Source organism: Bacteroidota bacterium (assembly GCA_013696965.1).
Taxonomy (GTDB): domain Bacteria; phylum Bacteroidota; class Bacteroidia; order JACCXN01; family JACCXN01; genus JACCXN01.
Genome location: JACCXN010000009.1, coordinates 1 through 13,272, shown reverse-complemented (window position 1 = coordinate 13,272; position 13,272 = coordinate 1). Strand labels below are relative to the sequence as shown.

Sequence of the window (13,272 nt, the reverse complement as noted above, 5' to 3'; positions counted from 1 at the left end):
TTAGCCTAATATTCATAACAATGCTATTGCTTTCATCTTATCTTTTTTTAAACGTTGGGCATGGCGGCTCTTTGCTCTTCTTTTTTAAATTATTTGCTTTTGTTGTTGTTTTTTCAGATTCATAGAGCCTATGCCCTTGTTTAGTAAGTGAAAGCTGCTCAGACCTGCTTTCTAAAGTGCAAAAGCCCGCCTTTTCGTTAACGAATAAAAATTGAGGATCCTCGTCAATAAAATTTAATACAATTTCCCTGTTTTTTGTTTCCCAATATCCTGCATAAATAGAATTGCAATGATTGGTGCTGTTGATTTTGGAATAAGTAAAACTGGAATCTTTTTCTAGAATAAGTTTGTGATTCACCTGAGATATGATCTTTAACTGTGAATCTTTTTCAAAATTTTGACCTGAATAGGTTCCTGCATAATTTCCCTGGCTAATTGCAAAAACAGGGACTAGCAAAAATAAAGATAGAAATTGATACATAAATCAGAAACGCATGGCATTTTTCATTGTTGCAAATTTAAACATTTATAAGTTATTCTATTTCAGAATCATTTGCACCAATATAAATAGTTCAGCATTTAAAATAGAAAACGAGTGAAAGGAATATAGAAAATTTCAGGAAATGCTTAAATTTAGAAAACCTCTTTTATTTGAGTAATTTTTCCATTAAAAATAAATGATTCTCCTGTTTTTTTCTGATTCAATAATCCAGCAACTGGGGCATTAGGAGACAAGAAAAGAATTTTTTTTCCGTCAATTGTTACTCCTCCTAATCCAATAGAAATAAAAAACCAAAATTCAGAAGTAACTATAACTGATCCAATTGAAGCAGAGGAATGAATCTTTTCGACATCTATTTTTTTTGCAAGTTCCAGTTCCTTTTTTGCCTGGTCAAGTTGTCTTGCATTCATATCCCGTTCCAGTTGGCTTGAAGCCCTGGCAGTTTCATGCTTATCTCCAGCTGAGCTTTTTTCCTCACTGTTTGCCGATTCCTGGGCCATTTCCATGGCTTTTCTTGCGGTTGTTATTCTTTGCTCTAAAAGGTAAATGCAATGTGATTTAAGCTGCTTTTTTAATTCTTTTTTTTTAGGATCGGTTGCGGTTTCCATTCTTTGTTTTACTATAATTACATCAAGGCAGTTAAAAAAATCAAATTTGAAAAGTCTCTGCTAAATAAATTTACAATATATTTACAATTAAACGAAAAAGATGCAATTAAGTATAAAATTATTTTTGACTTGTTTGCCATTGCTGTTTGTAATTAACAGTAGTGCTGCGATAAAAAATCAGACACTGTTTATTAATTCAGGAACTTTTACAACTGTAAATAACACAACTTTTCCTTGCTTTGTATTTAATGAAACAGGTTCATTTGTTTCATTAAATACAGTGATAAGCTGTACAACCAGCGATACACTTGTAATTAAAATAATAAACAACGACACAATTATTCATGGTTTTAATATTAAAGGCTTTTCAGGTGTTAATGCCACAATTAGTCCTGCAGATTCCATAACTGATACTCTAACTTTTGCTGCTCAAGGGCTTTACATTTATTATGATGAATATCAATATCCCAATTACAAAAACATGGGAGCGGGTGGAATGATTTGTGTAAACAATTCAACTTCCAAAAAATACTACTGGAATTTAAAAGATTTTCAATCAGAATTTAACACCCTGATTTCTGAAAACAATACAGTGGATTGGACTCAGTACAATCCTGATTATTTTACTATTAATGGTAAGAGTTTTCCCGATTTGCAAAACGATACAACCGCAAGGGTAAAATGTAATGTAGGAGATACAATTCATATTTTTATAGCCAATACAGGCCAGGCAGCCCATTCTTTACATTTCCATGGTTTTCATTGCAACATCATTTATTCCAATCAGAATCACCAAATAGGATGGTCTAAAGATACTTTTCCTTTTAGGAGGATGGATGCAATGGTTCTGGAACTGGTTCCCGATAAAATTGGAGAATACAGCGTGCATGATCATAATTTAGTAGCAGTTTCAGGAGGAGGGATTCATCCAAATGGAATGTTTTTAATTATGAAAGTAGAACAATGAAAAACCCTACGCAATCCCGCACACAGACCGATGAAGTTAACAGGCGTACAGAATATGGGGATGAAAATTAAAAGACAAATGCTTTAGCATTCATGAGTTCCCTGGAGCATAATTAAAAAACGAATAAATTATGAAATAGCCATGCACGAACTGTTCACAAACGCTAATGAATATAACAGGGCTATACCATATGACCTTAAAAAAACAAATTATATACATATGAAATAGCCATGCACGAACCGTTCACAAACGCTAATGAATATAACATGGCTATCCCGATAAATCGGGATGACCTTAAAAAAACAAATTATCTACATATGAAATATAGAATTACCCTGATTGTTTTTTTAGCTTCTTTCCAGTTAATGGCACAAAAAACAATTAAATATACCGTTATACTGCGTAGCAATACCGGTTCAGCAAGCATGTGGGACGGGAATAGTGTTGCAATTTGGGGTTTTTCCTCTACTTTATCAACCCCACCCACTTTGCCTGCAAAAATACTTTATGCAGAACAAGGAGATACTGTAATTATTACTGCCCGAAATGTATCACAGGGAGAGCATCATACCGTTCATTTACATGGATTGGATGTGGATACGCGCAATGATGGAGACCCTGCTACTTCATTCTGGCTTAGCCACATGCAGGACACTACATACACTTTTGTTGCTGATTATCCAGGCACCTATATTTATCATTGTCATGTTGGAGATGTGGTGCATTTACAAATGGGAATGTATGGATTAATAGTGGTTCGTGCTGCCAATGGAGTTAAATCGGCATGGACAGGTGGGCCATCATTTGATAAAGATTATAAATGGTTAATGACAGAAATTGACTCGCAATGGCATTTAAATCCTCCTCAACATGATACCGTGAGCGATATGATACTTGTACCTGCTTATTTGCCTGATTATTTTCTTATTAATGGTAAATCTGAACAACAAATAGCTCAGGATGATTCCATTAAAATAACAGGAACCCAGGGTGAAAAAATTTATATGCGGCTTGCGAACATTGGCTATTTTAATAACCGAATTATTTTTCCTTCAATACTGAATGCTACAATACTTTCCTCAGATGGAAGGCCAATGCCTAATGCAATTCAAAGTGATACCCTGGAGATAATGCCAGGTGAACGTTTTGAAGTTATGCTTAATGCTTCTGGTCAATTTACTGGAAATGTCATTGTTAAATATTTAAATATGAATACTGATTCAGTTTGGAATGTGCAATATGTTCCTGTTGCCATTAATGGTTATGTTGGATTAAATGAAAATACTTTAGATAACCCTGTTCATGTATTTCCAAACCCCACGGATAATTATTTGGAAATTTCCTTCAAAAATAAGGATAAGGATAAAATTAATTTTACTTTAATAAATGCTCTTGGTCAAGTTGTTAAATCAGGAAATTCTGAAAAAACTCATGAAAGTCTTATATTAGAAGTCGGTGATTTAAACCCGGGAATCTATTATTTAAACATTCTTATTGGGAATGATAATTTGAATAAAAAAATAATAATTGGGAGATAAAAAATAGAAATAGCCATGCACGAACCATTCACAAACGCTAATGAATATAACAGGGCTATCCCGATAAATCGGGCTGACAGTTAAAAAGCAAATCATATCGGTTACTCCATTATTCCAATTGTAGGATACTGCTCCTGAACCAGAAAGTGTAATTGCATCTCCTGCACAAATGGTTTGAGCTGATCCTGCACTAACAATGGGCAAGTGCAGCATAAAAATTAAGGCATTGCGCTTTTATGCTTTCAAATACATATACTTTTTCCATCTAATAAAAATCCTATTTTGTTTAATTAAACATTATATTTGTTTATAGGGTTTAATTACCCCAAAAATTGAAAAAACTAAACAATAGAAATTAAAAATAAAAACTTAAAATAAATGGACAAGAAACACTATTTCATGGAAGTATTTGAAGGGTTTATGCCACTTATAATTATTCTAATTATTTGGGAAGTCATTTGGAAATTAATAGCAATGTGGAAAGCTGCGCGAAACAATCATATTGCCTGGTTTATTTGTATTGCCCTTATTAATACTGCAGGTATTTTACCACTAATTTACATATTGATACACAGAAAAAAATCTGCATCAATAAAATTAACAAAAGCAGAAAATTAGATTACAAAAAAAAGGCTTTCCAGGGCAAATACCTAACTTTTTATCTCCACACTCAAATCCCCCAACAATAGAAGAGATAAGAAAAGATTTCAAAGCATGGCGTTCATAGTAATCATGCGAAAAAAAATCCTGCAGGACAAAGGCGTTTAAATCAACTTAATTTCAAACTCTTGTATACACTTTCCCTATAAGAAACGCCTACTGGTATTGCCTTTTTTTGAATATAAATTGTATTGTCCTCAATGGATGTTATTAAATTTGTATTTACTACAAATGAACGGTGAACCCGGAGAAAATTTTGAGGAAGCCTGCCAAGAAAACTTTTCATGGTTTCATGTATTATGTATTTCTTTTCCTGTACATGAATGTTAATGTAATCGCCCAAAGCTTCAATATATAAAATATCTGAAAAAGGAAGTTTTATATATTGGCCAGCTTGTTTGATAAACAAGTGATTTGCATCTTTTTCATTTTTTTCAATAGTAACAGAAGCAGTACCGGTGTTTAATATACCCTCTGCTTTCATAACAGCTTTAAGAATTCTTACATAACTAAATGGTTTCACCAAATAATCCACAACCCTATGATCAAAGCTGTTTATGGCATAATCTTTATTCCCTGTTGTAAATATAACAAGCGGTTCAGTTGGAAGATTGGATATCATTTCCAATCCAGACATTTCCGGCATTTCTACATCTAAAAAAATCAAATCAACCTTATTGACCATTAAAAATTTATAACATTCAACAGATGAAGAAAAAGATTTAATTAATTCCAGGGATTCAGTGTCATTTACCATTTGTTCCAACAGTTTTCTTGCCATTGAATCATCTTCAAGAATTACACAGGTCATAGCTGAACTAATTTTTGTTGTATTTTTAGAAGTAAAAATTTTTACAACTCACTGTTGCAATCCGGTTTGTTATTGCTAAAACAACAACTATTGGAAATGATATTTATTCAAATATAATTATAATAGATATATAAAAATAAAAAAATTAGTTAAAAAGAAAACATTTACACCCATTACTGATAGCATTGCCCCCGGCACACCGTGACCGGTACAGTCACCCACAGATATAAAAGCATTGTTTTCTGTTTGATCAAATCAAAAAAAGTCTCCCGATACAATTTGTTTTGGTTTATTGTAAATAAATGAATCAGGAAAAATGTTCACTAGAGAATTAGGATAAGGCACAATATCCTCCTGCAAACTTCTGGCATAACGAGGACTTTGAAGGTTTTCGTCCACCATATTTTATAAGTTTAAAATTGCCATCAGGTCCAGCAATACAAATTATATCTGGTGACAAATCAAAAATACGTTTCAAATTAAGCAGATTTTCTTCTTTTTTCCTATTATGAATACGTTCAAAAAGAAAACAATTTTCGCTTTACAGTTTCTGATGCAATTATATTTTCCATTGATTTATTTTTAAAAAACATTTAGGATAAAAAGGGTGTAGTTTTACAAATAAGAATAAATACCAGGCTTAGTTATTACAAACTCCTTATGTTTATTCCTAATTTAAACATTACTGTAGCCATGGTAAGATTGCTTCCGTCACTAAAGGTTGTATGAATAGCACCTACACCTATCGAAGTTTGTAGAAAAATTGCATTTGTAAGTGTATTTTCAATACCAAAGCCAACATAATGTTCATAGGCATTTACCCTTTGGTCCAGTTTTTCACTTAAATTAACCTTGCGTTCTACTTCACAAGAATAATTCATAGTTGTATGCACATTTAGCACTGAAGAATAATGAAAGAAAAGGGAAACAGTCGGATTTTCTATTGGTGGGAGAAACCTTACTTCCAAATGGCCTCCAGACAGATCGAAATTCACATTTTTTATATTTGGTCCGGCAGAAAGTGAAAATCGCTCTTTTTGAACTGATACTGATGGACTAATTAAAGTTTTAACTCCAGAGCCTGTAAAAGTCTTATTTATTGAGGCCCCGTATTTAATTGAATTGTTTTGACCACTTGTTGTAATTGTTAATCCTGTTAATAGGAAAAGAAATAAGCTGCCAAAACAATTTAATGCCATTTTATTTCCAAATAAATTGAATGACTTTTTTCTGTTTAAAGAATTTTTCAAATCTTTTTTTGAGTTGTTTAGAGTTTTCATGTTGTCCGTTATAAGTTTGTTTGTTTATGGAGCAAATGTATTTAAACCTAATGCGGATAACTCTTGGCTTTCGTTAAGTGAAGTAATTTCACTGCTGAGTAAAACTAAATTAAGACTGAGTGCTTTTTATTTAATTTAAAACCATAGAACACCCAATATTGCTAGAAATAATCAGGCAGCATAAGTTGAATTTACATCATTTGAATTTGAAAAAAAAACTAATTTCGACTTGAAATAGTAAAATTTAAAATGATTTTTGAAACAGCAGGTTAAAACCGTCTATTCTTTAAAGGCAAAGAAGAAACAGCGGGAATAATACCAATTGGCTATGGATTGGATCGAGAAATTTTAATGATAATTTCTATAATTTTTCCACTTTACTTTTGGCTTCTTCAAGAACAGCATTAAAAACTGGTTCAATGTGGAGGAATTCGGCAGAATAATTAAAACCTGTTACAAGCCCTTTCGCATTTATTTCCAATTGCTCTAATATATGTTTCAAATTATTCACACCTAAAAATGCAAGATTTGATTTTAAAGTATGCGCATTTACCATAATCCTTGTAAGATCATTCTTTTGTACAGCATCTTTTAGTTCAATCATCAATAGAGGTGCTCCATCAATAAAAACCTGTATCATTTCTTTAATAAAATTCTCATTGCTTGTAGAAAGGTTTTTTAAATATTCAAGGTTTATAAGGTTTTCTTTAACACTCACCACTTCATTTTTCCCAAATGGTTTTTGAAAATAAAGAATCTTTTTTAACAAATCTTGTTCGTTAAAGGGCTTTGAAATATAATCATTCATCCCTAGTTTAATACATCTTTCTTTTTCTCCGAGAAGGGCGTGCGCTGTCATTGCAATAATAGGAATATCCAATAACAACTCATTTCTTATTACCTTGCTTGCCGTATACCCGTCCATTTCCGGCATCTGCAAATCCATTAATATTAAATCAAACGCATTTTCTTTTACCATCCTAACGGCTTCTTTGCCATTATTGGCTATTACTATATCAAACCCAAAATTTTTAAGTACAGTTACAGCTAATTTCTGATTGAAAAAATTATCCTCAACAAACAAAATTCTTGTACTCTTATTAATGGTGATTTTAGAATAATCAAGTGCTTCATTTTTTAAATATGTTAAATTTTTATCCTCTTTAAAAACCATGTTAACTGTAAATAACGACCCTATATTTTCAGTGCTTTTTACCTGAATTGTTCCATTTTGTAATTCTACCAGGTTTTTTACTATGTTAAGGCCTAGGCCTGTTCCACCAAATTTTCGAGTAGTATCCGAATTTGCCTGTAAAAACCTTTGAAATATCAGGTCTATTTTATCAGCAGGAATTCCAACTCCTGTATCCTTTATTTCAAATTGTATTTTTAAATCATCACCGCTGGCCTCTGTTAATTTAACCGAAACGGTTACCTCACCCTGTTCTGTAAATTTAAGTGCATTATGTATAAGGTTTAACAAAATCTGTGTTAACCTTACCGGATCGCCTATTACTGAATTAGGAATTTCATTTTGAACTGTTATTTTAAAAACAACAGATTTAGCCTTTGCATTTTTATAAAGAATAGTTTTTAAATTTTGAAGAATTAATTTAATGTCAAATGGAGTCTTTTCAAAGGTTATTAAACCTGACTCTATTTTTGACATATCTAAAATATCATTGATTAAAGTTAATAGTGTTTCACCTGATTGCTGAACTGCACTGATTTGTTCTTTTTGTTCGGGATTTAATTCCGATCGGTTCAAAAGGGAGGTAAACCCTAAAATAGCATTCATTGGGGTTCTTATTTCATGACTGAAATTGGCAATGAAAATTTCTTGTGTTTTCAGTAAATTTTCAGCCAGTTCTTTTGCTTTATTTAAGTCTTCCTTCGCTTTTTTCCATTTTGTAATGTCAATGGCTGTGGTTAACAAGGTTTTTCTTCCATTAATTTCTATACGTTGAGAGGTTATATCAACATCTATTAATTGTCCGTTTTTTAATTTATGAACCCACCCGGTTGAAGAACAAAGGTTTTTATCTTCTTTTTTCATCCTTATTAAAGCATCAAAAAACTTCTCGAATTGATCTTCTGGCCTTAAATCAGTAGCCTTCATAGCTAGAAATTCTTCTTTAGAATAACCATAATGTTTTACTGCTGCTTTATTTACTACCAGAAATTCAAAAGTATCCAAATCAAATACCCACATAGGATTTGGAGCAAATTCGAAAAGATTTCTGAATCTTGATTCACTTTCTATTAATGCCTGCTCCGCTATTTTGTACTTAGTAATGTCTTTAAAAACAAGAACGGCTCCAGTAATTTCTGAATTCGACCCTTTTATTGGCATGCAACTAATATTAACTAATACACCTTTAGATTTGCTATTGTATTTAACAAAAACTTCTTCATTTATTGATTCTTTCCCTTTTAACCCTTTAAACAAAGGCGATTGTTCTTTGGGAATGGGGGTGATTGTATCGGGATAATAAATCAAAAACTCCTTTAACTTTTTTCCAGGCAAATCATCGATAAATTCCTTAACAAACAATTTTTTTGCTGCAGTATTAAAATAAATCATACTCCCGTCTTTATCTGCCACTATTACTCCTTCCCACATGTTATCCAAAACGGAATTCAAAAAAGCTTCATTTTCTTTTAACTTGTCTTCTGCACAAAGATTGGCTTTTTCTTTCAACTCATCATTGGTTTGTTGTAACTCCTCTTGTTGTAATTTAAGCTCTGCTTCTGAATTTTCTAAATGAGAAGTTTTTCCCTGCAACTCCTCGTTTGTTAGTCTTAGTTCTTCCTGATTGGTTTGCAATTCTTCAGCCTGGGCCTGGGTTTCTTCTAACAACAACTTCAATTGTTCACGGTCCTGAGAAGAATTTATTGCAATACCAATTTTTTGATTAATGATTTCTAAAAACTCATGATGCTCCTCATTAAATAAACCAAGTGTGCCCAGTTCGATTACCCCTATTAATTCCCCTTCAAAAAAGAATGGAATAATTAGTATTTCATTAGGTGAGGTTTCTCCTGTAGCTGAATTTACTTTGATATAATCTTTTGGAATGTTCCTTAATACGAGCTTTTTCTTTTCAAGAGCAACCTGTCCTACAAGCCCTTCTCCAAAATGTATTAAATTTCCCTGAGCATGATGTTTTTTACTGTATGCATAGCCAGCTATAAACTTTAAATGTTTTTTATTTTCGATAACATAAAAAGCCCCTATTTGAGCGTTAAGGTGAGAGGCCAGGTAACTAATTATACTTTGTGCAAGCGCCTCTGTTGATTTTTCACCACGAATTGCATCGTTCAATTCCTCAACCCCCTTCAATACCTGGTTTTTTAACATTAATATTTTGGTGGCTGTCTCTAATTCTTTTGCCTGCTCCCTCTCTGCTCTAAATGATGCTTCCAGTTCTTCAATTAAAGTATTTACGCCTATGGCAATGGCATCAAACTCATCTCCTTTACCTGTCACTTCCACTTTCTGGGAAAAATCCATTAAAGTGAATTTCAAAAGACTTTCCAGAATTCCATTGATCCTTTCCTCAAAGCTATCGATTACCTTTTTGGAATTCATTAACTCATCAGAAAGCGTATTTAAAGCAATAGACAAAGCATCAAGTGAATCGTTTTTTTCAGAAAGGGGAATTGTGTGATGATAATTCCCTAAATTCAATTGAAGAGCCCCTTCCAAAATTGCATGCATACGATCATCCTGCCCTATTGCCAAAACTTTAGCAGATAATTCATCCCCAAGTGCATTTATCCCAGAAAGTAATTTATCCCATTCATCGCCCTTTCCTGAAGGTTTTTCCCGAACTGAATAATTGCCTTTTGAAAATTCCGATAGTTGATTAAGAGCCTTTATTAACCGTTTTTCCTCGTTTGATTTTTTTAATGCAGACATATCTTAATTGTAATTTTAATCCAAGTATTGATTTAACTATTCTCTTGCAACACTTTCGTTGTTAAACATTTTAGTGGGGAAAGAAGGAGGCTTTAAACCAAAAAAAAGATTTGCAATCATACGCCCAGCAGCTGAATTTGATATTAGATCCATCGCTTTAATCATTTTTTTAATTCTTCTGCGGCATAATCTCTTGCTTCCCTGGAGGATGGTGTTGATTCAGAAATATCCATTAGAAAGCAAAACTTTCCTTCTCCGAATTGTTTCCTGAATTCATCGAGGTCTTTTTTTGATTGTTCAATAGTGGGTTGTGGAGCTTTTTTGGAAACTGAATATATTATTCCCTTTTCATCCATCCAGGAGGTTGAATTTGTATTCTCTAATATTTTTATATTCTTTGCTGGTTCCATATTTTTACTACTAAAATATCAATACTACTTTTTACTTCGTTCAATAAATGAAAACATTGACTTTTGTTTTTTTATTGTAAGAAAGGCTTCAAGGTGCAATTATAAAAATACATATCATAAGGCATTTCTATGAAATCTTCAACATGCACTTCACCTGGGTAAGTAAGCCCGGAATATAAAATAACAGATGGGGTATTTATAGAAGCGTCACTTTTAATCATTTGGTCAAGCTTCATGGCTTCCTTTTCGTTGAGCCTTTCTTCAAGAATAATCAGGTGGGGCCCAAATTCTTTTATCGATGTATAAATCTTTTGGCTTTCTGAGATTGCTTTTACATCATAACCAAATTTCCCTATGCTTATTTTAGTTATTGCCAGTAAAGTGCAATCTTCATTTACTACGAGAATTTTCTGTTTCATAATTTCTTTACTAAGATCTCATTGTTGATCTCTGTTTGATAAATATTGTCAAAAAAGGAAGCATTAAGTTATAAAAAGTAAAAAAAATAAATGACTCAATAAATGAATAAAAAATCTTATTAATTAATCCCGGCATAGAACCATTTGATAAATAAATGAATAAAAAAAATCCTGTTTTTTTTTCATGAATAGCTCTTGAATTAAATTTCAAAATTTATTTCAGCATTACTGTAAAATCTGGTCCATCAATCCAGTGATTCGTTTTATTAATATACCGTATTCGAAAAATTCCTTTATTAAAAGATGTATCATCAATATTATGGGAAAAATGCTGCAGTTCTGCAATTTCAATACATTCTACTTTTTGTAAACCAATAGGACTATAAACATCATCCACTTTTTCTTCAATCAAAAAAACTCCATCGGTATTTACATTTTTAACCACCCAGTGCAATTGAATGTTCGGATAATGATATTCACCAGATAATACAACAAATTCAGTCATATCTCCCTTTTTTTCTGGAACAGAATTAGGCATTATTGCAATGTTTGCCATTGAAATAATATTTAGCAACGCAATCAGAGTATAGCTCATGATTTAAACTTTTAATGATTTTTGTTTCTTCCCCCCAGCTTTTCCGCCTGATACAATGTTTCTTCTACATTTTTACAGTTTACATGAATGTCATTTCCTGTAAAAGAATATCCATCACTTATAAATCTTATTCTATAAACTCCTCCTATAAAACTGATATCCTCCAAATTGTGAGAATATAAAATAGGCAAACTAATCTTTACACCTATAGCCTCTTTAATTGCAACAATAGTATAAGAATTATTTGCTTTTTTCTCTATTACAAATACACCATTATCCTTAACATTTGTAACCAACCAATTAAAATACAATTTAGAATCGTAATATTGACCCGTAAATTTTTTCAATTCTGGTTTTGCATTTTCTCCAAGTTTTGCATCTTGAGCAAAATTTGCTTTTGAAGCAAATAGTACAAGGAATAGTATAACAATAGTTTTCATAATTTTTTGTGTTTAATTAATTATAGCACAATAGTATTAAAGAACCGGTTGCTAATGTTGCTTTTTTCGGTAAGTGGGGTTAATTAGATGCCGAATGAAATACTCTCAAGTCTGAATGAATGGATGCTCTATTTTCCTGTATTAATGGGCAAAATGCGCCTTTTGTAGGGCTTTTACTATTCCAAACGGAATTTTCAATCAAACCTTAAAATCTATTAACTGAGTGTATTTTCAACTTTTGCAAAAAAAATCAATTCCCTCAATACCATCGAATTCGCACCGAACGGAAGAGGGTATATAAGCATTGGTACGGCCACTAACTCAGGTGTAGTTGGTTCGGACAATGCATTTAATTGGGTAGCAGATGCCCCTGGCTTCAGGGACATGGCGCCTGTGGACATTACATTCGCGCCCAATGGCTTTACTGCCCGCGTACCAACTCCTTTAGATCCAGATTCAAACGCAGTAACTGCAGCATACCGTGCATTTGATACTGGGGAAGAAACCAGCGAGTATGTAGTTGCCGCGGCTACACCAAACAATCCTCAGGATTGGATAATCGCTGGTGTAGGTTCAGTATATTCTTTCGATCCATCGGCTGCTGATGTAGCGGGTTCACTTGTACTCGAATGCTGGGGGCTTAGGAATCCCTTCGGAATAGCATTTGACGCAAGTAACGCCAGTCAATTGTTCATTTCTAATAATGGAACTGATATTCGCGGACAGGCCGGTGATCCTAATGATCCACTTAACCCTGCTACTTACGTAATTCAAGGAAACCGTCCCCTCTTCAATGACAAAGACGATATGTTTGAGATTACGGTAGGTGGTGTTGTGGAGTTTTTCGGATGGCCTGATTATTTTCACGATCCGGTAACCAATGAACCTTTGAGCGTAGCAGATCCCATGTTCTGCGATTCGCCAGTTTTAGAGGATACTGATTGTGCAGAGCCCTTGTTCGCACAAAGCTTCGCAAATACCCTTGTGGTCAAGGATGCTTTTGCTACAGTTGGACAGTCTGTTTCTGTAACTGGTTTTGCCCCATCCACCAGTACTGAATTCGGGTTCGAAAACAATTTGTTTGTTACTGAGTCCGGTTCTTTTGCCCCGCAAACAGGTA

15 protein-coding genes are annotated in these 13,272 nt (G+C 33.1%); 4 read left to right on the top strand and 11 right to left on the bottom strand.

Going from position 1 to position 13,272, the window contains the following annotated elements:
* Positions 1-37: 37 nt before the first annotated feature.
* Together H0V01_01295 and H0V01_01290 are read right to left on the bottom strand one after the other, a co-directional pair.
* The gene (locus tag H0V01_01295) at positions 38-481 is read right to left on the bottom strand and encodes a hypothetical protein (GenBank protein ID MBA2582002.1); all 444 of its coding nucleotides are present in this window, start codon (positions 479-481) and stop codon (positions 38-40) included.
* Positions 482-633: 152 nt separating this feature from the next.
* Complete coding sequence (locus H0V01_01290; GenBank protein ID MBA2582001.1) at positions 634-1,110, bottom strand: hypothetical protein; 477 nt, start codon at positions 1,108-1,110, stop codon at positions 634-636.
* Positions 1,111-1,210: 100 nt separating this feature from the next.
* Between H0V01_01290 and H0V01_01285 the strand changes: the two genes are divergently transcribed.
* Both H0V01_01285 and H0V01_01280 read left to right on the top strand, forming a co-directional pair.
* Positions 1,211-2,077, top strand: a complete 867-nt coding sequence (locus H0V01_01285; GenBank protein ID MBA2582000.1) for a multicopper oxidase domain-containing protein — start codon at positions 1,211-1,213, stop codon at positions 2,075-2,077.
* Between the two features lie 317 nt (positions 2,078-2,394).
* Complete coding sequence (locus H0V01_01280; GenBank protein MBA2581999.1) at positions 2,395-3,615, top strand: multicopper oxidase domain-containing protein; 1,221 nt, start codon at positions 2,395-2,397, stop codon at positions 3,613-3,615.
* Here H0V01_01280 and H0V01_01275 read toward each other — a convergent pair.
* Positions 3,559-3,828, bottom strand: coding sequence for a hypothetical protein (locus tag H0V01_01275; protein ID MBA2581998.1), 270 nt, complete (start codon positions 3,826-3,828; stop codon positions 3,559-3,561). The two genes, H0V01_01280 and H0V01_01275, sit on opposite strands and share 57 nt — an antisense overlap.
* A 186-nt stretch (positions 3,829-4,014) precedes the next feature.
* On the opposite strand from H0V01_01275, the gene H0V01_01270 reads away from it, so the two are divergent.
* Positions 4,015-4,233 (top strand): hypothetical protein, encoded by a 219-nt coding sequence (locus H0V01_01270; protein MBA2581997.1) that lies wholly within the window; start codon positions 4,015-4,017, stop codon positions 4,231-4,233.
* A gap of 151 nt (positions 4,234-4,384) precedes the next feature.
* On the opposite strand, the gene H0V01_01265 is transcribed toward H0V01_01270, so the two are convergent.
* The 8 genes from H0V01_01265 to H0V01_01230 all read right to left on the bottom strand — a co-directional run bounded on the left by H0V01_01265 (position 4,385) and on the right by H0V01_01230 (position 12,152).
* Positions 4,385-5,086: a response regulator transcription factor gene (locus tag H0V01_01265; GenBank protein ID MBA2581996.1), complete on the bottom strand. Its 702-nt coding sequence runs from the start codon at positions 5,084-5,086 to the stop codon at positions 4,385-4,387.
* 255 nt (positions 5,087-5,341) lie between these two features.
* Positions 5,342-5,488 (bottom strand): hypothetical protein, encoded by a 147-nt coding sequence (locus H0V01_01260; GenBank protein MBA2581995.1) that lies wholly within the window; start codon positions 5,486-5,488, stop codon positions 5,342-5,344.
* Positions 5,489-5,733: 245 nt separating this feature from the next.
* Complete coding sequence (locus H0V01_01255) at positions 5,734-6,366, bottom strand: hypothetical protein (GenBank protein ID MBA2581994.1); 633 nt, start codon at positions 6,364-6,366, stop codon at positions 5,734-5,736.
* Positions 6,367-6,727: 361 nt separating this feature from the next.
* Positions 6,728-10,288: a PAS domain S-box protein gene (locus H0V01_01250; GenBank protein MBA2581993.1), complete on the bottom strand. Its 3,561-nt coding sequence runs from the start codon at positions 10,286-10,288 to the stop codon at positions 6,728-6,730.
* Between the two features lie 161 nt (positions 10,289-10,449).
* Positions 10,450-10,698: a hypothetical protein gene (locus H0V01_01245; GenBank protein MBA2581992.1), complete on the bottom strand. Its 249-nt coding sequence runs from the start codon at positions 10,696-10,698 to the stop codon at positions 10,450-10,452.
* Between the two features lie 71 nt (positions 10,699-10,769).
* The gene (locus tag H0V01_01240) at positions 10,770-11,117 is read right to left on the bottom strand and encodes a hypothetical protein (GenBank protein MBA2581991.1); all 348 of its coding nucleotides are present in this window, start codon (positions 11,115-11,117) and stop codon (positions 10,770-10,772) included.
* 214 nt (positions 11,118-11,331) lie between these two features.
* The gene (locus H0V01_01235; GenBank protein MBA2581990.1) at positions 11,332-11,712 is read right to left on the bottom strand and encodes a hypothetical protein; all 381 of its coding nucleotides are present in this window, start codon (positions 11,710-11,712) and stop codon (positions 11,332-11,334) included.
* Between the two features lie 11 nt (positions 11,713-11,723).
* The gene (locus H0V01_01230) at positions 11,724-12,152 is read right to left on the bottom strand and encodes a hypothetical protein (GenBank protein MBA2581989.1); all 429 of its coding nucleotides are present in this window, start codon (positions 12,150-12,152) and stop codon (positions 11,724-11,726) included.
* A gap of 393 nt (positions 12,153-12,545) precedes the next feature.
* On the opposite strand from H0V01_01230, the gene H0V01_01225 reads away from it, so the two are divergent.
* The coding region (locus H0V01_01225) for a glucose/sorbosone dehydrogenase-like protein (GenBank protein ID MBA2581988.1) at positions 12,546-13,272 on the top strand (727 nt) is incomplete at its 3' end.